Below are 21,370 nucleotides of genomic sequence, written 5' to 3' on the forward strand. Positions count from 1 at the left end.
GTTTATGTTGGGCCGCAATTGCGGCGGCGATCTTTCGCCTGTTTGCAGGCTGACCCACCGGAGGAACATTCATGAACCGCTTGATGACGTTGACGGGCGCCGGACTTGCGCTTGCCCTTTCTGTTTCCATCGCGCAGGCGCAGGTGGTCGTGTCGTCCAAGATCGACACGGAAGGCGGTGTTCTCGGAAACATCATCCTCGCCGTTCTCAATCAGAACAAGATCGAAACGACGGATCGCATCCAGCTCGGCGCGACGCCGGTTGTGCGAAAAGCGATCACAGCCGGCGAGATCGACATTTATCCGGAATATACCGGCAACGCCGCCTTCTTTTTCTCCAAGGCGGACGATCCGCTCTGGAAAGATGCAGCCAAGGCCTATGAAGAAGCAAAAACACTCGACTTCGACGCCAACAAGATCGTCTGGCTGACACCATCTCCGGCCAACAACACCTGGGCTATTGCGCTGCGCAAGGATGTCGCCGACAAGAACAATCTCAAGACGCTTTCCGACTTCGGCAAATATGTTGCCGATGGTGGCGAGGTGGTCCTTGCCGCTTCTTCCGAATTCGTCAATTCCGCCGCTGCGCTGCCTTCATTTCAGACCACCTATGGCTTCACCATGAAGCCTGACCAGTTGATCACGCTTTCCGGCGGCGACACTGCGGCCACGATCGCCGCCGCCGCCAACCAGACGAACAACGCCAATGCTGCCATGGTCTATGGCACGGATGGCGGCATCGCGCCTTCAGGTCTCGTGGTGCTGGAGGATGACAAACATGTGCAGCCGGTCTATCAGCCAGCGCCGATCATTCGCGAAGAGGCTTTGAAAAAGCACCCGAATATCGAAGAGTTGCTGAAACCCGTGTTCGAAAAACTCGATCTGGCAACCCTGCAGGACCTGAATGCGCGCGTGCAGGTGGGGGGTGAACAGGCCAAGACCGTAGCCATCGACTTCCTGACAAAGAACGGCTTCGTCAAGTAACCGCTCGCGACGCCGGAGCGGGTTGCGGGAGCCGGTACGTTCCCATGATCCGGTCCGAATCAAGAGTAGGCGAGACAAAAGGCAGGGGAGCAGGATTTGACGAAGTGGCCTGACAAAGTGGGCGTGGTGATTTCGTCCCTGCTTCTTTATGCGCTTTTTGCGTCGCCTTTCATGACATTGCGTGCCAACCGGATCGTTCAGGGCGAGACACGCACGGTCTTCGAAGCGCTTCCGGGTTCAGCTGCAACTCTTCTCGTCACCATCGTTCTTGTTACAGTCTTCATCGCCTTTTTCCGCTTTCCCACGCGATTGAAACTCGCAGCCGCGCTGGTCGGTCTTGCGGCACTGGCGGTTTTCATCGGGCAGGCGGCATCTTTTCTCACGCCAGAGGGTAACAGTTTTGCCCGCGTTTCGCCCGCAAGCGGCTTCTGGTTGATGTTTGCCGGTCTGGCTCTGCTCGCTACGGATTGTATTGCGCGTCTTGAGCCGAAGCCCGCTGCCCGGATTTTGTTGCTGCTGGCCGCCATCGCCGCACTCGCGGCCGTGCTGACAAGCGGCCTCTGGAACGACCTCTCCATCATCAAGGAATATACCGGCCGGGCCGATACGTTCTGGACCGAGGCTTTGCGGCACGTGGAACTTGCCATAGGCTCGCTGATCGCGGCGACCGTAGTGGGTATTCCCCTGGGGATACTCTGTTACAGGGTCGAGTGGTTGCGCGCGGGTGTACTGAATGGCCTCAATATCGTCCAGACCATCCCTTCCATCGCCCTTTTCGGCCTTTTGATCGCCCCGCTGGGGTGGATCGCAGCCACTGTGCCGGGCGCCGCGAAAATCGGCATCGCCGGCATCGGCATGGCGCCCGCTTTCGTGGCGTTGTTTCTCTATTCGCTGCTGCCGGTCGTTTCCAACACTGTGGTCGGTCTTTCGGGCGTTTCGCAGGCGGTCCGGGAAGCGGCGCGCGGGCTTGGCATGACGCCGGTGCAACGGTTGCTGCGGGTGGAATTTCCGCTGGCCATGCCGGTCATCCTCACCGGCATCCGCATCGTACTGGTGCAGAATATCGGCCTGGCGACGATAGCCGCCCTGATCGGCGGCGGCGGTTTTGGCGTTTTCGTATTTCAGGGCATCGGGCAGACAGCGATGGACCTCGTGCTGCTTGGCACCGTACCGACCGTCCTTCTCGGCTTTGCCGCAGCAATAACACTCGACGCCCTCATCGACAGCAATCTCTTCAGCGCAGGCGGAAGGCAAAAGGCATGATCGAAATCGACACCATCACGAAGCGATATGGCGATGCAGCCGTCGTTGATCAGGTATCGTTGACTGTCGCGCCGCGCACCGTCACCGTCATCGTCGGCACCTCCGGCTCGGGAAAAACCACCCTGCTGCGCATGATAAACCGGCTGGTGGAGCCCACCTCCGGCACGATCCGTATCGACGGTGAGGATGTCAGCGCCATACCCGGCTTCAAGCTGCGCCGCCAGATCGGCTACGCCATTCAGGGCCATGGCCTTTTTCCACACCGGACGGTGGCCGAAAATATTGCGACTGTTCCGCAGTTGATCGGCTGGGATCGCAAGCGGATCGATGCGAAGATCGACGCGCTGATGCAGCTCTTCCAGCTCGATCCCGCGCTTTATGCCAACCGTTTCCCGCATGAACTGTCAGGCGGTCAGCAGCAGCGTGTCGGCGTGGCGCGTGCGCTGGCCGCCGAACCGAACATTCTCCTGATGGACGAACCCTTCGGCGCGCTGGACCCAGTGATCCGCGCCAAGGCCCAGAACGATCTTCTCGACATCCAGAAAAAGCTCGGCGTGACCGTCGTTCTCGTCACACACGATATGGACGAGGCTTTTCATCTGGCGGATCGTATCGCCGTGATGGACAAAGGCCGTATCGTCCAAGACTGCCCGCCGGCCGAATTGGTGCTGAAACCGGCGACGGATTTCGTGCGCACCATGATCGGTGAAAACGAACGGGCGCTGAAACTGCTATCCGTTCTCTCCGTTGCCGATGTCGTGGAGCCGGGAAATGCTAAGGGCGAACCGCTCACCGAACATACAAGCCAGCGCGACGCCCTGTCGGCGATGTTATGGGCGGGTTGCGATGCCTTGCCGGTCGTCGGGGACGATGGGCAACCCGCCGGCCGGGTGCGGCGTGATGTTCTCCTCCAGCGCGCCGCCGGAGCCCTATGAAAAACGCATTATCCTTCTTTGCTCTCGGGCTACTGCTACTGGCGCTGATCATCTTTCTGGCAGCGCCGCAGGTCTTCGCACCGGTGTTCCGCCCTCTCGTGCAGGCCAATGCACCCGCAATCTACACGCAGGCCAATCTGCTTTCCCTCACCCTGTCGCATCTAACTATCGTGGCGATTGCCACGGGCTTGGCCACGCTCACGGCGGGGGCCCTTGCGGTTCTCGTCACCCGGCCTTTTGGGGCGGATTTCCTGCCGCTGTCGCGCAGCATCGTTAATATCGGCCAAACCTTTCCGCCCGTGGCGGTGCTGGCGCTGGCCGTGCCGATGATCGGTTTTGGCGAAAAACCGACGCTCATTGCCCTGTTTCTCTACGCGCTTTTGCCGGTATTCGAAAATTCGCTGACGGGTCTTACGACCCTGCCCGCCACGGTGATGGACGCCGCGAGAGGAAGCGGCATGACCGGCTGGCAACGCCTTGTCAAAGTGGAGTTGCCGCTTGCCCTTCCAGCCATTCTCGCCGGCATCCGGCTTTCGGCGGTCATCAGCCTTTCGACCGCGACCATCGGCTCGACAGTCGCGGCGCGCACCCTCGGCGAAGTGATCATTGCTGGCCTGCAATCCAACAATCTGGCCTTCATTCTTCAGGGCGGGCTGATCGTTGCGGCGCTGGCGATCCTGATTCACGCGGCCTTTTCCGCCATGGAAAAGACTGCGGCGCGCAAAACCGGGCACTGACACAGGCAAGCCCCCGCATTTTTATATTCCCGATGCCTGCCGCACATGATAGGGGCTGACGGTCGAAACAGAAACATTCGAGGTGCGGGTGACACAGGCAATTGTCGTGATGGGAGTGAGCGGCTCCGGCAAGTCCACAGTCGCGGAAGCAGTGGCGGAGAAACTGGGCATTGCCTTCATAGAGGGCGACAAGCTGCACCCGAAATCCAATGTCGAAAAAATGTCCGAAGGTATTCCGCTGACGGACGAAGACCGTTGGCCCTGGCTCGATCTGATCGGCGCGGAACTGCGCAAGGGCAGCGAAAGCGATGGTGTCGTCGTTTCCTGCTCGGCGCTTAAGAAAATCTATCGCGACCGCCTTCGCAAGGCCACCGGCGGCCCGCTGGCTTTCGTTTATCTGGATGGCAGCCTGGAGCTTCTCAGCCGGCGCATGGGTGAGCGCAAGGGCCATTTCATGCCGCTTTCGCTGCTGCAGACCCAGCTTGCCACGCTGGAAGTGCCGACCGGCGAACCGGGCGTCGTAACCGTCAGCATCGATGCCACACCGGAGGATATTGCGAATAACGCACTTTCCGGTTTGAAGACGGTAACGTTCTAAAATCCGAGCCTGTCGCGCAGGCCGTACCACCATGCGCCAAGCACGGTCAGCGGCACCCGGAATGTCTTACCCCCGGGGAACGGATAGTTCGGCAGCGAGCTCCAGACATCGAAACGTTCGGCGTGGCCGGCAACGGCCTCGCCCAATATCTTGCCGAGCAGATGGGTTGTCGTAACACCGTGGCCGCTATCGCCATGCGAAAAATAGATATTGTCGGACAACCTGCCCATATGCGGGATGCGCGTGAGCGTCAGCGCAAAATTGCCGCTCCAGGCAAAGTCGATCTTCGTCTTTTCCAGTTGCGGAAAGGTCTTCAGCATATTCGGCCGGATCACACCCGTCAGATCGGCAGGATCGCTGCCGCCATAGCCGATGCCGCCGCCATAGAGCAGGCGGTTATCCGAGGTGCGGCGGTAATAATCGAGAATGTAATTGGCGTCCTCGACGCAATAATTGGCGGGCAGAAGCTCCTCGATCAGATCGGCATCAAGCGGCTCCGTCGCCATGACCTGGCTTGAGACCGGCATCATGCGGTCGCCGATTTCCGGCAAGAGTTTGCCGAGATAGGCGTTGCCGCAGACGAGGACATATTTCGCCTTCACGCTGCCCGTTGCCGTGCGCACGATGGGATTGACGCCCTGCTCCACCGCGATGACACGCGAATTTTCGAATATGCGGGCTCCAAGGCTTTCGGCAGCCGCCGCCTCGCCCTGCACCAGATTGAGCGGGTGGATATGGCCACCGAAGCGGTCGATCATGCCGCCAGCATAACGGTCGGTCTTCACATAGTGGCCGACATCCGCCCTGGAGACCATTTCGAGACCGCCATGACCGTGTTTTTCCCAATGGGCTTTGTGAGCTTCCATCTCGCGGATTTGTTTCGGTGTGAAGGCGGCAAAGAAACCGCCATCGACGAGATCGCAATCGATGGCGTAGTTGGCGATGCGGCTGCGGATGATCGCGCCGCCTTCAAGCGACATTTCGCCGAGTTTCACCGCCTTGTCATGCCCATAGCGACCGGCAATGGTTTCGAGATCACGGCTATAGCCGTTGACGATCTGACCGCCATTGCGCCCCGAAGCGCCGAAGCCGACGCGGACACCTTCCAGGACGATGACGGAATAGCCGCGTTCACTGAGTTCCAGCGCGGCGGAAATGCCGGTGAAGCCGCCACCGATGATGCAGACATCGGCGTCCAGCGCGCCTTCGAGTGTCGGCCGCACGGTTTTGACATTGGCGGAGGCCGCATACCATGACGATGTGTGGCCGGGATTGGGAATATTCGTTACCTCAGCCATTTCACACCGTCCTGATATAGGCGTCATATTCGACGTCGGTTACACGCAGGGAAAATTCGGAAAGCTCTTGCTGTTTGCAGGCGGAAAACAGCGTGCGGTACTTCTGGCCGAGCGTCGCATAGGCAAAGCTCGAGCGCGTGAAGCGCTGCAACGCGTAGTCCCAGTTGGTGGGCAGCGGCTCGTGATTGATCGCGTGGCTGTCGCCGGCAATCGCGCCGCCCGGCTGGCGCTTCTCCTTCATGCCTGCCAATGCGGCGCTCAGGATCATCGCGACAACGAGATAGGGGTTGGTATCAGCGCCCGCGACCCGATGTTCGATACGCGTCGCCGTCTTGCTGGCAACGATGACACGCACCGCCGCCGAGCGGTTGTCGATGCCCCAGGAGGCGTAGGTCGGCGCATGTTCGCTGGGGGTCAGGCGGCGGTAGGAATTGGCATGGGGGGCGAAGATCGCCATGCTTTCACCCATGTTTTCCAAGAGGCCGCCGACCGAATGCATCAAAGCATCCGACGGGCCGTTCTCCCCGGCATATATGTTCCTGCCGTCCCTGTCGAGAACGGAAAAATGCACGTGCATGCCGTTGCCGGCCTGCAACCCGTAAGGCTTGGCCATGAAGGTGGCGTCGAGGTCATGCCGCCGCGCCACGCCCTTGACGATGCGTTTCAGGAAGACGGCGAAATCGGCCGCCTGCAATGCATCCGGCACATGGTTGAGGTTGATCTCATATTGCCCGGGGCCGTTTTCCCGCAGCGTCGTATCGGCAAGGACGCCCTGTGCGCGGCAGGCCGTGGCAATATCATGGAAAACATCCTCGAAATCCTGTAATTCGGAAATCGACAGAACCTGTGTCTGGCCCGTGTGCCATCGGCCCTCGCGGCTGCGCGGCGGGCGGACAGGATCGAGCGCGGAGCGGACAGGATCGATCAGGTAAAATTCAAGTTCGGTCGCCACGACCGGCGTGAGGCCCGCCTTTTTATAGGCGCTTAGAACCTGCGCCAGAACATGGCGCGGATCGCCATAAAAGCCGGTCCCATCCGGATTTTTCATTGCCAGCAGAACCTGTGCCGTTGGGCGGCCAAGCCATGTCACCCGCGACAGCGTGCCTGGAACGGGGAAACAAAAACCGTCTGGATCGCCCGTGCCTTCCGCAAGACCTGCAGCATGCACATCTCGACCCCAGATATCCAGCGCATAGACCGACCGGGGAATGGCCATTCCTTTCTCAAGAACGTCAATTGCCCGTTCGCGCGGAATCCACTTGCCGCGCGGCACGCCGTTCGCATCTATGACGAAAGCTTCGAGAATTTCGATATCGGGATTATCGGCGAAAAATTTCTTTGCGTTTTCAATATCATCCATCATGCACCAGCAAGCCGTTTCCATCTCGTTTCATGCGCAGCGAGTTGCGCTAACGAAAGTCGTCCTGCTGCTGATAGATGAGAAACCTCGCCACCATGATGACGTTTCGCCCCTTTTCCCTTTGCACGCGACCATGTTACGTGGCCTGTCCCCGGAAGGCCAGCGGATTTAGCTATCAGGGATTGAACCTTTCCGGGCGATAGGCGTCGATGGCGATAACCGACGTTTCGCCAAGCATGGTTTCCGCCAGCACACGGCCGGTGATCGGCCCAAGTGTGAGGCCATGGTGGGCGTGCCCGAAAGCAAACCACAATGTTTTATGGCGCGGCGCCTTGCCGATGATCGGCATCATATCCGGCGTACAGGGCCGCGCTCCCATCCACGGCTCCGCATCCAGCCGGCCGCCGAGAGGAAAGACGGTACGCGCCACCCGCTCCGCCCGCTCGATCTGCACGGGAGATTTCGGCGCATCGCGTTCGGCGAATTCCGCGCCCGTCGTCAGGCGGATACCCTTGCGCATCGGCGCGAGGAAATAACCGCGCTCGGCGTCGATCAGCCAGTTATTGAGCTTCGCGCCCTCCTGTGGCGCATAATGCATGTGGTAACCGCGTTTCACACCGAGTGGAAAGCGATAACCCAGCCGTTCCGTGACGGTATCCGCCCAGGGGCCTAGCGCCACCACGGCATGTTCGGCCTCGACCGCGCCGGTTTCGGTGCGCACCGTCCAACCGCTCACCGTCTGGCTGAGGGTGGAGGCATCACCACGGACGAAACTTCCGCCAAGGCTCTCGAACAGCCGAACATAAGCGAGCGTCAGCGCATGCGGATCACGCACCGACCAGGGATCGTTCCATTTCAGGCCGCCGACGAAATCATGGCTGAGATGCGGTTCGGCTGCGGCAAGCTCCTCGGCGTCGAGTTTCGTATGGGAAATACCGTGGTCGCGCGCCAGACGCTCGGCGAAAGCAAAATCTGCATCCCGCCTTACGGCGGTCCTGTAGGCCTCCATCCAGCCGTTCTTGACGATCAGATCACCGGCTTTCGCTTCCTCGATCAGGATGTTGTGTTCCGAAACCGAATGCTCGATCAGCGGCGCATAGGCGCGGGCAATTGCCGCGTGGCGCGAGGCTGCGGAATTATACCAGTAGCGGCCGAGAAACGGCACGATCTTCGGCAGGGCGGAGAGGTGATAGCGAGCATCGATGCTGTTGTTCAGGGAATAGCGCAGCAGAAGGGCGAGATCCTGCGGGAAGGCATAAGGTACGACACCTTCTCTCTGGATCAGCCCGGCATTGCCGAAGGAGGTCTCCTCACCCGGCCCGCGCCGGTCGACCAGCACCACCGACTTACCCCTGCGGGCCAATTGCAGGGCGATGGAGACCCCGATGATCCCCGCACCCAAAACGATCACATCCGCTGCCATGGCAATCAATCCGTTTCCGCGTCACTGCCCCTCAACATGGGTCGGCATTTTCCGCGAAGCAACAGAAAAATCATCGTCTTAATGGAAAGGTGACGCGTCTTACTGGCTGACCGCTTTCGTTTTCACCGCCTCAATGTTGAAGGCGGCAGCCAGCAGCGCCTTGGTGTAGTCCTGCTGCGGATTGGCGAAAATCTCCGCCGCCGGGCCGCTCTCCACCACCCTGCCGTGGCGCATGACGATCAGGTCGTTGGCGAGCGCCTTCACCACCTTCAGGTCGTGGCTGATGAAAAGGTAGGCGAGTTCGTGCTTCGCCTGCAGATCGCGCAGCAGATCGACCACCTGCGCCTGCACGCTCATGTCGAGCGCAGAGGTCGGCTCGTCCAGCATGACGAAACGCGGTTTCAGCACCATGGCGCGGGCAATGGCGATACGCTGGCGCTGGCCGCCGGAAAATTCATGCGGATACCGCCAGCGGGTGGCCGGATCGAGACCGACCTCTTCCAGCGCTGTGGCGACACGCATATCGCGCTCATCGGCAGACAGAGACCGTTCATGCACCTTCAAGCCCTCGGCGACGATCTCGCCGACAGACATGCGCGGGCTGAGAGACCCATAAGGATCCTGAAACACCACCTGCAACCGGTTTCTGAGCGGTTTCATCATTTCATAGGAATAGTGGTCGATCGACTGGCCGATGAAGCTGATACGACCCTTAGATGCGATCAACCGCGAGAGCGCCAGCCCGAGCGTCGTCTTGCCGGAGCCGGATTCGCCCACAACGCCCACAGTCTGGCCGGCGCGAAGGGTGATATCTATGCCGTCCACCGCCTTCACATGATCCACCACCCGGCGCATCAGCCCCGCCTTGATGGGGAACCAGACCTTGATATCGTCACCCTGCATGACCACCGGTTTGGTTGCATCAGAATGGGGAGGCTCGCCCTTTGGCTCTGCCGCCAGAAGATGGCGCGTATAGGCGTGTTGCGGATCGGTAAACACCTGCTCCACCGTACCGGTCTCGACGATCTTGCCCTTGGTCATGACGCAGACGCGATCGGCAAATTTGCGGACGATGCCGAGATCGTGGGTGATGAACAGCATGGACATGCCGTGCTGCGTTTTCAGATCGCCGAGCAGCTCGAGAATCTGCGCCTGAACCGTCACGTCGAGCGCCGTCGTCGGTTCATCGGCGATCAGCAGTTTCGGCCGGTTGGCAAGCGCCATGGCAATCATCACGCGCTGCCGCTGGCCGCCGGACAATTCGTGCGGATAGGCCTTCAGGCGCTTTTCCGGCTCGCGGATACCCACCTGCAGCAGCAGTTCCAGCGTGCGCGCCCGCGCGTCCGCTCCGGCAATCGCCTGATGCAGCTCCAGAATCTCGCCGATCTGCCGCTCGATGGTGTGGAGCGGGTTGAGCGAGGTCATCGGCTCCTGAAAAATCATGGTGACGTCGTTGCCGCGCACGGCGCGCAGCGCGCGCTCCGGCAAAGTCAGCATATCCTTGCCGTCGAACAGGATTTTTCCCGAAGGATGGCTCGCTGCCGGATAGGGCAGCAATTTGAGAATGGAATTTGCCGTGACCGATTTGCCGGAACCGGACTCGCCGACGAGGGCGACGACCTCGCCCGGCATCAGATCGAAAGAGACATGATCGACGGCGATGCTCGTCGCGCCGCCCTGATGGAAGGCGACGGAGAGATCACGGACGGAGAGAAGCGGCTGGATATTTGTTTCCGTCATGGCGATCACCGGAACGTCTTGCGTGGATCGAAAGCGTCGCGCACCGCTTCACCCACGAAGATCAACAGCGAGAGCATGATGGACATGGTGAAAAACGCAGTGAGGCCGAGCCAGGGGGCCTGAAGGTTGTTCTTGCCTTGCGCGATCATCTCGCCCAGCGACGGCGACCCCGGCGGCATACCGAAGCCGAGGAAGTCGAGCGAGGTGAGCGTCGTGATCGACCCTGAGAGAATGAATGGCAGGAATGTCAGCGTCGCTACCATGGCGTTGGGCAGAAGATGGCGGAACATGATCGTCCAGTTGCCGACCCCAAGCGCGCGGGCGGCGCGGACATATTCGAAGTTTCTGGCGCGCAGGAATTCCGCGCGCACGATGCCGACGAAGCCGACCCATGAGAAGAGCAGCATGATGCCGAGCAGCACGAAGAAGCCCGGCGGCAGAATGGCTGCGATAATCAGCAGGATGTAGAGCACCGGCATGGACGACCAGATTTCAATGAAACGCTGCAAAAGCAGGTCCGTCCAGCCGCCGAAATAGCCTTGAATAGCGCCGGCGGTGACGCCGACAATGGCGGAAGCGATGGTCAGCGTCAGACCGAACAGCACGGAAATGCGGAACCCGTAGATCATTCGCGCGGTGACGTCGCGCGCCTGATTGTCGGTTCCGAGCCAGTTGAGATTGCCAAGCGTGCAGCCGGGATCGGCATCGCCCTGCGGGTAAGCCGAGCAGCGATCCTTTTTATCCATCAGCCAGAAGGGCGCAGTCGGCGCCGAATGGGGAATATTGGAATTGACCGTCTGATAGGAATAGCGAATCGGCGGCCAGATCATCCAGCCATTGGCGTTGATCTCATCCTGAATGAAGGAGGATTTGTAATCGGTCTGAGCCAGGAACCCGCCGAATTTTTCTTCCGGATAATCGACCATGACCGGCACCAGCAACTCGCCCTTGTAGGAAGCGAGAATGGGTTTGTCATTGGCGATGAATTCCGCAATGAGGCTCAGAAAAAACAGGACCAGGAACAGCCAGAAGGACCAGTAACCGCGCCGGTTTGCCTTGAAATTCTGCCAGCGGCGCTTGGTCGTGGGCGAAAACCACGGGCGCTTCGGCTTTGCCGGCATTTCCGTTTCGGCGGTATGGACAAGTGTCATCACACGTCCCTCCGCTCGAAATCGATGCGCGGATCGATCCATGTATAGATCAGGTCGGAAATGAGGCCGACGACGAGGCCCATCAGCGAGAAGATGAAGAGCGTGCCGAAGACGATCGGGTAATCGCGGTTGACGACCGAGAGATAACCGAGGCGACCGAGACCGTCGAGCGAGAAGATATTCTCGATCAGCAGCGATCCGGTGAAGAAGGCCGAGATGAAAGCGCCCGGAAAACCGGCGATCACGATCAGCATCGCATTGCGGAAGACATGCCCATAAAGAACCCTGCGTTCGGTGAGGCCCTTGGCGCGAGCGGTGATGACATATTGCTTCTTGATCTCGTCGATGAAGGAGTTCTTGGTCAGCAGCGTCGTTGTCGCGAAGGCCGAGAGCGACAGCGCGATCAGCGGCAGGGTCAGGTGCCAGAAATAGTCGATGATCTTCTGCCACCAGTTCAGTTCAGCGAAATTATCGGACACAAGGCCGCGCAGTGGGAACCAGTCGAAGAAGGACCCGCCGGCGAAGAGGACGATGAGCAGGATGCCGAAGAGGAAGCTTGGCACGGCATAACCGACGATGACAACGCCCGACGTCCAGACGTCGAAGGTCGAGCCGTCGGATACGGCCTTCTTGATGCCGAGCGGAATGGATATCATGTAAGAAATGATCAGAATCCAGAAGCCGAGCGAGGCCGAGACCGGCAGCTTGTCAATGATGAGATCGATCACCGAGGAATTGCGGAAGAAGCTGTCGCCGAAATCGAAGCGGATATAATTCCACATCATTTCGAGGAAACGGGTGAGCGGCGGCTTGTCGAAGCCGAACTGTTTTTCGAGCTTGGCGATCAGTTCCGGATCGAGACCCTGCGCACCACGGTATTTCGAACCGCTGTCATCGAAACCGCCGGACTGGCCCATAAGATCGCCGCCGCCCGATAGCCGGTCGGAGGCGCTGTCACCCTGCCCCGTCAATTGCGCGACGACCTGCTCCACCGGCCCGCCCGGCGCGAACTGGATGACGAGAAACGAAATGCCCATGATGCCGATGATGGTCGGGATCATCAGCGCCAGACGTCTGAGGATATAGGCGCCCATCAGCCTCTGCTCCCGGCCGATACGTCAGCGGTTTTCGTTTCTTTCAAAACCTGTCCCTTCCTGAAAGCGCTGCCTGCGCTTTGAGCGATTCGTCTCGCCCTATGTGAATCAAGCCTTCGCCATGAAAGCAAGGCCGGCGTCAGTTTCCGGCCTGGCTGGACCACCATGCCTCGGGAAAGCCGACGCCATATTGGGGCAGGTTTTCCGGACGGATGAGCGTGTTCCAGTAAGCGATGAACATCTCGCCGCGGTAAAATTGCGGGATGACATAGCTGTTCGCCAGCAACACGCGGTCAAGTGCGCGGGCGGCAGCCACCTGCTCATCTCGGTTGGGCGCGAATATGACCTTCCTGACCAACGCATCGACTGCCGGGTTCTTGATGCCGGCGAGGTTGTTCGAACCCTGCCGGTCGGCTGCCGCCGAACCCCAGAAATCCGCCTGCTCGTTTCCGGGATTGGCGGATGTCGCCCAGAGCTTGACAGTTACGTCGAAATCGAAGCTGCGGGTACGGTTGGTATATTGCGAGGCGTCGACCGTGCGGATCGTCGCATTGATACCGATTTTCTTCAGATTCTGGACATAGGGAAGAATGGTTCTTTCCATGCCGGAGGAATCGATCAGAAACTCCATATCGAGCGGCTGTCCGGTTTTCGCATTGACCATGCGGTTGCCGCGCAGCTCGTAGCCGGCTTCCTTCATCAGCTTGACCGCCTCGCGCAGATTGTCGCGCTGCTTGGCCGGATCACCCGCGACCGGATTGCGATATTCGGTTGTGAAAACCTCCGGCGGAACCTGATCCTTCAGTTCCTGAAGAATTTCCAGCTCGCGACCGGTCGGCAGGCCGGAAGAGGCCAGTTCACTGCCCATGAAGAAGCTGTTGATGCGCTGGAACTGGCCGTAAGCCAGCGTCCGGTTCAACTCCTCGAAATCGAACGCATAATTGAGCGCCTTGCGCAGTTTCGGGTTCTGGAACTTCTCCCTGCGCATGTTCGGCACGAAGGCCTGCATGATACCGACGGAGCGATAGATGTTCGGCAGCTCTTCCTTCTTGACGCGGCCTTCCTTGACGGCCGGAAAATCATAACCCGTAACCCATCGGCTGGAGGAGGCTTCCTGACGGAAATCGACGGTGCCGGACTTGAAGGCCTGGAATTCCACATCCTGATCGGCAAAGAAGGTGTAGGCGATGGTTTTGAAATTGTTCATCCCCACATTCACATTGACGTCCTTGCCCCAGTAGTCGTCGCGGCGTTCATAAGCGATTGTCGAACCGGGAGAGACTGAGGCAATCTTGTAGGGGCCGGAACCCATCACCGGTTCCAGCGTGCCGCGCGATATGTCGCGCGGCTTGCCATCCGCGCCGACGGCTTCCCACCAGTGCTTGGGAACGATCAGCAATTGCCCGACGATCTGCGGCAATTCACGATTGTTCTTCTCGTCGAAAGTGAAGGTAATGTCCCTTTCGCCGCTCACCTCCGCCTTGGTGACATGGGTGTAATAGGTCGCGAGCTGCGGGCTCAAATCCTTGGCTTTTTCGAAGCTGAAGACGACATCCTCCGGCGTCACCGGCTTGCCATCGGCCCATTTGGCCTCTGCACGCAGCCGGAAGGTGGCTTTCGAAATATCGTCTGGATAGCTTACTCCCTCGGCAAGAAGACCGTAGGAGGCCGACAGCTCCTCTTCGGTCGACTTCATCAATGTATCGAAAACCAGCGAAAGGCCGGTCGCCGCCTCGCCCTTGGCGAGCAGCGGATTGAGGGTATCGAAGGTGCCCGCCGTCGACAGGCGAAGGGTGCCGCCTTTCGGCGCCTTGGTATTCACATAGTCGAAATGATCGAAGCCATCGGGATGTTTCAGTTCCCCGACCGTCGAAATCCCCTTCCGCCATACATCGGTCGATTGTGCGGAGGCCGCCGCCGGTATCAGCAGGGCGGATGCCGCAAGAGCAATGAGGAGACGGGATTTCAGTGGTGCCAATATCATTGGGGGAATGTCCCTGTTTTCGCGTTTGTTGAAGAGAGCATAAAACAAAGATTGGCAAAAAACAGATGTACTGGCTCACAAGCTCTTTATCGGCGCCTTTATCCTTCCGCTTTGCAAGATGCAGGGCGAAACATGGTTTCAACAAAATCCCATTCCAGTTTATCTTGAGGGGAAGAGAATCATCTGATCGGACGGGCAAGACTTTATGACGGCGGGATCATCGAGAGTTTTCAAGGCGGCCTTGCTGGCGATTTCGGTCGTCTCCGCGTTGCAGTTGCAGATGGAAACTGCAGCGGCCGAGGACAGGCCGGCGAAAGAGGTGTTCGGGCATATGGCTCTGCCTTCCGCCACGGGCTCGCAGCCGATCGGCTCCTATGCCAAGGGCTGCCAGTCCGGCGCCATCGCCATGCCGACGGATGGTCCCGGCTGGCAGGCCATGCGCCTTTCCCGCAACCGGCGCTGGGGCCAGCCGCAGATGATTTCGTTCCTCGAGCAATTTTCGCAGGACGCCCAGAAGATCGGCTGGCCGGGCCTGCTGCTGGGCGATATTTCCCAGCCGCGCGGCGGGCCGATGCTGACCGGCCATGCGTCGCACCAGATCGGCCTCGATGTCGACATCTGGTGGCGGCCGATGCCGACCCCGCGGCTGAGCGTGGAGCAGCGCGAAACGGTGCCTTTCATCTCCATGCTGGACAAGAGCAAGTTCCTGACGGTCGATGACCGCAAGTGGTCACCCCTCAATGCCCGGCTGGTGATGATGGCGGCAAGCTATCCGCAGGTGGAGCGTGTCTTCGTCAACCCGGCCATCAAGCAGAAACTCTGCCAGACATGGACCGGCGACCGCACCTTCATGGGCAAGATCAGGCCGATCTACGGCCATGACGAGCATTTCCACATCCGTCTCGAATGCCCGCCCGGCGCGCCCAACTGCAAGCCGCAGGCGGCCGTGGGCAAAGGCGACGGCTGCGACAAGTCGCTTGCCTGGTGGTTCAGCAAGGAACCATGGGCGCCGCCGAAAAAGGACCCCAACGCCAAGCCGGTTAAACCGCGCCCGGTCATGGTTTCCGATCTGCCCTCGGCCTGCGCCGCCGTGGCTGCCGCTCCTTCCGCCAACCCCGAAGGCATTGCGGCTCAGGCCTATTCGCCTGCTCCAGCAACGCGCCAGCAAAGCGTGGAACAGGTCATTCAGGCAGCCCCCGCCCTACAGCCGCCTTCGGATATTCCGCTTCCTACCCAGCGCCCGACATTGAACTGAAACAGAAATGAGGCATTCAACAGCTTCCCTTTTCAAATGGCGGCAAGCTGTTATAGAAGGCTTCAAATCGATTTAATTCTTGATTGAACGGGCTGGGACCATGGAAGAACAACGCTGTATCGCGCTCATCGCTCACGACGAGAAAAAAGACGATATGGCGGATTTCGCCCGTCATCACCAGAAAGCGCTTGCCGGTTTCAGGATCGTCGCCACCGGCACCACCGGCGGAAGGGTACAGGAAGCGTGTCCGGGTCTTGAAGTCATCCGCCTCAAGAGCGGTCCGCTTGGCGGCGACCAGCAGATCGGCGCGATGATCGCCACAGGCGAGGTGGATATGCTGATCTTCTTCACCGACCCGCTGACGGCCATGCCGCATGATGTTGACGTGAAGGCGCTGACGCGGCTTGCTACGGTTTACGATATTCCCATGGCGCTCAACCGCGCTACCGCAGAAAATCTCATCGACTTCCACGTCGCCAACTGAACCTCCCAACATGGAACAGGCAATGCCGAAGACGTCCGATACCGAATATCTGTCCTTTCCAATCCTTCTTGGCGACATCGGCGGCACCAATGCCCGCTTTTCCATCCTGATCGATTCCTTTGCCGAACCGGTGCACCTCACCACGGTAAAGACGGCGGAATATCCTGCTATCGACGACGCCATCCAGCAGGCGGTTCTGGACAAGACCTCGCTTCAGCCGGTCTCGACGATTCTCGCGATTGCCGGCCCCATCGAAGGTGACGAGATTCCCCTCACCAACTGCCATTGGGTCGTCAAGCCGAAGGACATGCTCGCCAATCTCGGCCTGAAGGATGTCATCGTCATTAACGACTTCGAGGCGCAGGCTCTGGCGATCGCGGCCCTTGACGACGATAACCGCGACGCCATCGGCTCCGGCAAGAAAGACGTTTTGGCGTCGAGGGTCGTTCTTGGACCGGGCACGGGGCTCGGCGTTGCCGGGCTGGTCTATGCCCGCCACATGTGGTTCCCGGTGCCTGGCGAAGGCGGGCATATCGATATCGGCCCGAGAAGCGCGCGCGACTATGCGGTTTTCCCCCATATCGAAACCATCGAGGGCCGCGTCGCCGGCGAACAGATCCTGTGCGGACGCGGGTTGGTCAATCTTTATCGGGCCATCTGCAAAGCCGATGGCATCGAGCCTGTCTTTTCCGATCCGGCCGACATCACCTCGCAAGGGCTTTCGGGCCAGAACGCGCAGGCAAAAGAAACGCTGTCGCTGTTCAGCACCTATCTCGGCCGCGTGGCGGGCGACCTTGCGCTTATCTTCATGGCAAAGGGCGGTGTTTATCTGGCCGGCGGCATTTCGCAGAAGATCATTCCGGCACTGAAGAGCCCGGAATTCCGGACGGCGTTCGAGGACAAGGCGCCGCACAGCGCCCTGATGCGGACCATTTCGACATTCGTCGTCACCCATCCGCAGGCGGCGCTTTCCGGGCTTGCCACCTATGCCAGAACACCTGCGGATTTCGGTCTGGCGCTGGACGGGCGGCGCTGGAGGGCTTGATCGTTTCCAACGACCAGCCCTTTGTGATGCCTTGCGAAGCGGACAAGCGGTCTTTAACGTCGCCGTTGCAAACATCGATCGTCCGATAGCGGCGGGTTCCAATCCGCCCGACATGAAAAGTGAGTGAAAGCATGGGCAGCAGCGGCATGAAACTGGTGGTGGTCGGCGCGGCGGGCCGCATGGGACAGGCGCTGATCCGCCTCATTCACCAGACCCCCGGCGTCCAGCTGCATGCCGCAGTGGCGCGTGAAGGCTCAGCTTTTGTTGGCCGCGATGCCGGTGAGATCTCCGGTCTCGGCCCCATCGGCGTCGAAATCACCAGCGATCCCTTACAGGCATTCCTGCATGCCGAAGGCGTGATCGATTTTACCTCACCGGCAACCAGCGTCACCTTTGCCGGCCTCGCCGCGCAGGCCCGCATCGTGCACGTCATCGGCACGACCGGCTGCTCGCCGCAAGACGAGGAAAAGTTCAAGGCAGCGTCGCGCCATGCGCGCATCGTCAAGTCGGGGAATATGAGCCTCGGCGTCAACCTGCTCAGCGTTCTCACCCAGCAGGCGGCGCAGGCGCTGGATGCGCAGAACTGGGATATCGAAATTCTGGAAATGCACCACAAGCACAAGGTGGATGCGCCCTCGGGCACGGCGCTGCTGCTGGGCGAAGCGGCGGCGGCCGGCCGCAAGGTCGATCTTACCGCCTCTTCCGTGCGCGTGCGCGACGGACACACGGGCGCGCGTGAGACCGGCACCATCGGTTTTGCCACGTTGCGTGGCGGCTCGGTGATCGGTGAACATTCGGTGATTTTTGCTGGCGAAGGCGAGCGCGTCGAGCTTTCCCATTATGCCGGCGACCGCTCCATCTTCGCACGCGGCGCGATCACGGCAGCGGTCTGGGCCTTCGACAAGAAGCCCGGTTTCTATTCCATGCTGGATGTGCTCGGCCTTTCGCAGGCGGAATAAACCCGTATTCTAATTTTCCACCGTGAATTCGACCGTATCGGCAGAAAATCGGCTGACGGCATATTGCACAGGTACGCCATCCATATCGGTATTCAATGCCTGAGTGACAAGCAGGATGGCCCCGGGCGACAGTTCGAGATCGACCAGATCCTGCGTATCCGCGTGGATAGCAGAAATGACGGTGGAGATGCGCACATAGTCCGCCACGCCAAGTATCTTGAAAGCGGCGGTGATCGATCCGCTTTGCTGGTATGCTTCGCCTATTCCGGCAAAACGATCAGCCGGGAACCATGTGGTCGAACGGGATACAGGGCGGGTGTCCGCCTTGCGCAGGGTTTCCAGACGTATGACCGGCGTACCGGCAGTCAGTTGCAGCCGCGCTGCCAGATCGGCACTGGCCGGTTCGGTCGTGTGGGAAAGAAGTAGCGCCTCCATTTCCTTCACCTGATCGCCGATGCCTGCCGTGAAGCGCGTGCGCAGCGAAATCGGAAAACTCAGGCGCTCCTTGCGGGCGATCATCGTACCGCGCCCCTGCATCGGCTCGAGAATGCCTTCGCTGGCCAGTGCGGCAATGGCGCTTCGGACAGTATGACGGTTGACGCCGAATTTTTCGGCCAGCGTCATCTCGGGCGGCAACATGCCGGTTTCGTCGTGATCGCCAGCCGCAATCTCGCCCCTGATCCGGTCGGCGATCTGCCGCCAGAGCGCTACGCCGTTCTTTCTTTTCATCGCTGCCGCAGGGCTCATGTCACACGCTTGTCATTCATCGACGTTAATTGTAACTTATATTGTATAGTTGTCTATATCAATAGACATTAGAGGTCAAGCGATGAATAACGAAGCTGCGAATATACATGCAGAGAGGAAGCGAGTGGCGGCGCTTCTTGCCCGCGCCACCGTTCAGGAACTTGAGACGGTCTGGACCCGGCAGGATACCAGCCCGCAGACGGAAAACGTACGGGGGCCGGAAACCGGGCTCGTCATGGTCAAGGGCCGTATCGGCGGCGGCGGTGCGCCTTTTAATCTCGGCGAAACCACAGTCACCCGCGCGACCGTCAAGCTGGCCTCGGGAACCGTCGGTCATGCGCATGTTCTCGGCACTGGTCGCAAGAAGGCCTGGTACGCCGCCGTTTTCGACGCACTCTGGCAGGAAAGCCCAACCCGGGACTTCATCGAGACCGAGCTTCTTTCGCCGGTCGAAAAAAGACTGAGCGAGGAAAAGGAACGGAAAACAAGGGAAACCGCCGCCACGCGGGTCGATTTCTTCACCATGGTTAGAGGAGAGGATTGATGGGTGTGAAAGCCGAAGCATTGACGGGCGGCTTTTCCAGCGCCGTCTTCGATTCCCAGCGTATTTTCAAGAAGCTGATGGACGGCATGGCCCGTCCCGGCACACCGCAGACAATCGAAACGGCTGTCGCCCCGCCACTGCCGCTTGCCGCTGCCACCGGTGCGGTTCTGCTGGCGCTTTGCGACCACGATACGCCGGTCTGGCTGAGTGGTGCCTTGCGCAAGACTGCGGTGCCGGGCTGGATCGGATTTCACACCGGCGCGCCTGCGACGGAAGAAAAAGCGGCTGCGCATTTCGCCGTCATCGAAGCGGGCAGCGCCATCGCGTCCTTCGGCCTTTTCGCCCAGGGCAGTCAGGAATATCCCGACCGCTCGACGACACTCATCATCGAATTATCCGATCTGGATGGTGGACGGGAGTTGCTGCTCTCCGGGCCCGGCATCCGTCACGTCAACATCATCAGCCCTTCCGGCCTGCCGGATATTTTCCCGAGGCTTTGGGCAGAGAACAACGCCACCTTCCCGCGTGGCGTCGATGTCATCCTGACGGCTGGCGATAAATTCGTCTGCCTGCCGCGTACGACGCGCATCAAACCCGTGGAGGCATAAGATGTATGTTGCTGTCAAAGGCGGGGAGACCGCCATCGCCAACGCCCACCGGCTGCTGGCCGACCAGCGGCGCGGAGACCGCGACCTGCCCGCCATGAGCGTGGGGCAGATCGTTTCGCAGCTGTCTCTCGCCGTCGATCGGGTGATGGCGGAAGCCTCGCTCTACGACCAGTCGCTTGCGGCCCTTGCCGTCAAGCAGGCGCGCGGCGACATGATCGAAGCCATCTTCCTGCTGCGCGCCTATCGCACCACGCTGCCGCGCTTCGGCTATTCGGTGCCGGTGGATACCGCTGACATGGCGGTGCAGCGGCGTGTTTCCGCGACCTACAAGGATCTGCCCGGCGGGCAATTGCTGGGACCGACCTTCGACTACACCCACCGGCTGCTTGATCCCTCCCTCCTCGAAGACGGGGCCGTCGAAACCGCTACCCAGCGTGAAGGCGAGCCGGAATATGTCATGCGCGTTTCCGATATCCTCGCTCAGGAGGGGCTGATCGAAAGCGACGGCGACATGCCGGACGATCATATTGCCGGCGACCTGACACGGGAACCGATGGAGTTTCCCATGCCGCGTGACCTGCGCCTGCAATCGCTGGCGCGTGGCGATGAGGGTTTCCTTCTGGCCCTCGCCTATTCGACCCAGCGCGGTTACGGCCGCACACACCCCTTCGTCGGCGAAATCCGTATTGGCGAAGTAGAGGTCGAGCTTGATGTGCCGGAACTCGGCTTCTCCGTCTCGCTTGGCGATATCCAGGTCACCGAATGCCAGATGGTCAATCAGTTCAAGGGATCGGCGAAGGCACCGCCGCAATTCACCCGCGGCTACGGTCTGGTCTTTGGCCAGAGCGAACGAAAGGCGATGGCAATGTCGCTGGTTGATCGCGCGCTGCGCGCCGGCGAATTCGGCGAAGATGTCGTCGCGCCGGCACAGGACGAGGAGTTCGTCATTTCACACGCCGACAATGTGCAGGCGACGGGTTTCGTCGAGCATCTGAAATTGCCGCACTACGTGGATTTTCAGGCCGAACTCGGTCTGGTGCGAAAGATGCGCGCCGATTTCGAGGCGATCAACGCCAATGGCGCGGAATGGATGAGCGATGCGGCCGAATAGCTCAGCGGCTGTGCTGCTCGCCAAACCAGTAGGCGCAAAAGACGGTCGATG

Annotated in this window: 20 protein-coding genes; 12 read left to right on the top strand and 8 right to left on the bottom strand. The window is 60.0% G+C overall.

Annotation, left to right across the window (positions count from 1 at the left end; all coding sequences use genetic code 11):
• Nucleotides 1-71 precede the first annotated feature (71 nt).
• The 5 genes from osmF to ACQZ48_RS16625 all read left to right on the top strand — a co-directional run bounded on the left by osmF (nt 72) and on the right by ACQZ48_RS16625 (nt 4,516).
• Complete coding sequence (gene osmF, locus ACQZ48_RS16605; protein WP_448729043.1) at nt 72-983, top strand: glycine betaine ABC transporter substrate-binding protein OsmF; 912 nt, start codon at nt 72-74, stop codon at nt 981-983.
• Nucleotides 984-1,079: 96 nt separating this feature from the next.
• On the top strand, nt 1,080-2,246 hold the full coding sequence (locus ACQZ48_RS16610) for an ABC transporter permease (protein WP_162520578.1): 1,167 nt from the start codon (nt 1,080-1,082) through the stop codon (nt 2,244-2,246).
• The gene (locus tag ACQZ48_RS16615; protein ID WP_077984518.1) at nt 2,243-3,181 is read left to right on the top strand and encodes an ABC transporter ATP-binding protein; all 939 of its coding nucleotides are present in this window, start codon (nt 2,243-2,245) and stop codon (nt 3,179-3,181) included. Before ACQZ48_RS16610 ends, ACQZ48_RS16615 begins: the two co-directional genes overlap by 4 nt.
• A complete protein-coding gene (locus tag ACQZ48_RS16620; protein ID WP_137409584.1) occupies nt 3,178-3,918 on the top strand; it encodes an ABC transporter permease in 741 nt (246 codons plus the stop codon). Before ACQZ48_RS16615 ends, ACQZ48_RS16620 begins: the two co-directional genes overlap by 4 nt.
• Nucleotides 3,919-4,027: 109 nt before the next feature.
• Nucleotides 4,028-4,516, top strand: a complete 489-nt coding sequence (locus ACQZ48_RS16625) for a gluconokinase (RefSeq protein WP_162520591.1) — start codon at nt 4,028-4,030, stop codon at nt 4,514-4,516.
• Here the strand turns inward: ACQZ48_RS16625 and ACQZ48_RS16630 are convergent.
• The 7 genes from ACQZ48_RS16630 to ACQZ48_RS16660 form a co-directional block, all read right to left on the bottom strand.
• On the bottom strand, nt 4,513-5,814 hold the full coding sequence (locus ACQZ48_RS16630; protein WP_191217308.1) for an NAD(P)/FAD-dependent oxidoreductase: 1,302 nt from the start codon (nt 5,812-5,814) through the stop codon (nt 4,513-4,515). The genes ACQZ48_RS16625 and ACQZ48_RS16630 overlap by 4 nt on opposite strands.
• Nucleotide 5,815: 1 nt before the next feature.
• Nucleotides 5,816-7,177, bottom strand: coding sequence for a glutamine synthetase family protein (locus ACQZ48_RS16635; RefSeq protein ID WP_165691302.1), 1,362 nt, complete (start codon nt 7,175-7,177; stop codon nt 5,816-5,818).
• A 172-nt stretch (nt 7,178-7,349) separates the two neighbouring features.
• Nucleotides 7,350-8,597 carry an NAD(P)/FAD-dependent oxidoreductase gene (locus ACQZ48_RS16640; RefSeq protein ID WP_077984521.1) on the bottom strand — a complete coding sequence of 416 codons (1,248 nt, stop codon included), beginning with the start codon at nt 8,595-8,597 and terminating at the stop codon, nt 7,350-7,352.
• A gap of 99 nt (nt 8,598-8,696) precedes the next feature.
• Complete coding sequence (locus ACQZ48_RS16645; RefSeq protein ID WP_191217307.1) at nt 8,697-10,337, bottom strand: ABC transporter ATP-binding protein; 1,641 nt, start codon at nt 10,335-10,337, stop codon at nt 8,697-8,699.
• A 5-nt stretch (nt 10,338-10,342) separates the two neighbouring features.
• On the bottom strand, nt 10,343-11,458 hold the full coding sequence (locus ACQZ48_RS16650; protein WP_406568461.1) for an ABC transporter permease: 1,116 nt from the start codon (nt 11,456-11,458) through the stop codon (nt 10,343-10,345).
• A 29-nt stretch (nt 11,459-11,487) separates the two neighbouring features.
• Complete coding sequence (locus ACQZ48_RS16655) at nt 11,488-12,582, bottom strand: microcin C ABC transporter permease YejB (protein ID WP_077984523.1); 1,095 nt, start codon at nt 12,580-12,582, stop codon at nt 11,488-11,490.
• Nucleotides 12,583-12,721: 139 nt separating this feature from the next.
• Nucleotides 12,722-14,566 carry an extracellular solute-binding protein gene (locus tag ACQZ48_RS16660; protein ID WP_191217306.1) on the bottom strand — a complete coding sequence of 615 codons (1,845 nt, stop codon included), beginning with the start codon at nt 14,564-14,566 and terminating at the stop codon, nt 12,722-12,724.
• 205 nt (nt 14,567-14,771) lie between these two features.
• On the opposite strand from ACQZ48_RS16660, the gene mepA reads away from it, so the two are divergent.
• The 4 genes from mepA (at nt 14,772) to dapB (ending at nt 18,309) form a co-directional block, all read left to right on the top strand.
• The gene (gene mepA / locus ACQZ48_RS16665) at nt 14,772-15,821 is read left to right on the top strand and encodes a penicillin-insensitive murein endopeptidase (protein ID WP_077984525.1); all 1,050 of its coding nucleotides are present in this window, start codon (nt 14,772-14,774) and stop codon (nt 15,819-15,821) included.
• A 100-nt stretch (nt 15,822-15,921) separates the two neighbouring features.
• Complete coding sequence (locus ACQZ48_RS16670; RefSeq protein WP_020812947.1) at nt 15,922-16,305, top strand: methylglyoxal synthase; 384 nt, start codon at nt 15,922-15,924, stop codon at nt 16,303-16,305.
• Between the two features lie 22 nt (nt 16,306-16,327).
• A complete protein-coding gene (locus ACQZ48_RS16675; RefSeq protein ID WP_191217305.1) occupies nt 16,328-17,350 on the top strand; it encodes a glucokinase in 1,023 nt (340 codons plus the stop codon).
• Nucleotides 17,351-17,481: 131 nt separating this feature from the next.
• On the top strand, nt 17,482-18,309 hold the full coding sequence (gene dapB / locus ACQZ48_RS16680; protein ID WP_173987857.1) for a 4-hydroxy-tetrahydrodipicolinate reductase: 828 nt from the start codon (nt 17,482-17,484) through the stop codon (nt 18,307-18,309).
• A gap of 9 nt (nt 18,310-18,318) precedes the next feature.
• Here dapB and phnF read toward each other — a convergent pair whose 3' ends face one another.
• Nucleotides 18,319-19,056, bottom strand: a complete 738-nt coding sequence (gene phnF, locus ACQZ48_RS16685; protein WP_448729044.1) for a phosphonate metabolism transcriptional regulator PhnF — start codon at nt 19,054-19,056, stop codon at nt 18,319-18,321.
• Between the two features lie 82 nt (nt 19,057-19,138).
• Here phnF and phnG point away from each other — a divergent pair, with 82 nt between their 5' ends.
• From phnG to ACQZ48_RS16700, 3 genes are read left to right on the top strand one after another with little or no spacing between them, the layout of a single operon-like run.
• Nucleotides 19,139-19,600 carry a phosphonate C-P lyase system protein PhnG gene (gene phnG / locus ACQZ48_RS16690; protein WP_173987852.1) on the top strand — a complete coding sequence of 154 codons (462 nt, stop codon included), beginning with the start codon at nt 19,139-19,141 and terminating at the stop codon, nt 19,598-19,600.
• Nucleotides 19,600-20,208, top strand: coding sequence for a phosphonate C-P lyase system protein PhnH (gene phnH / locus ACQZ48_RS16695; protein ID WP_448729045.1), 609 nt, complete (start codon nt 19,600-19,602; stop codon nt 20,206-20,208). Before phnG ends, phnH begins: the two co-directional genes overlap by 1 nt.
• Nucleotide 20,209: 1 nt before the next feature.
• A complete protein-coding gene (locus ACQZ48_RS16700) occupies nt 20,210-21,319 on the top strand; it encodes a carbon-phosphorus lyase complex subunit PhnI (RefSeq protein WP_077984530.1) in 1,110 nt (369 codons plus the stop codon).
• Nucleotides 21,320-21,370 lie beyond the last annotated feature (51 nt).

It is taken from the genome of Agrobacterium sp. 22-209-1 (genome assembly GCF_053522485.1).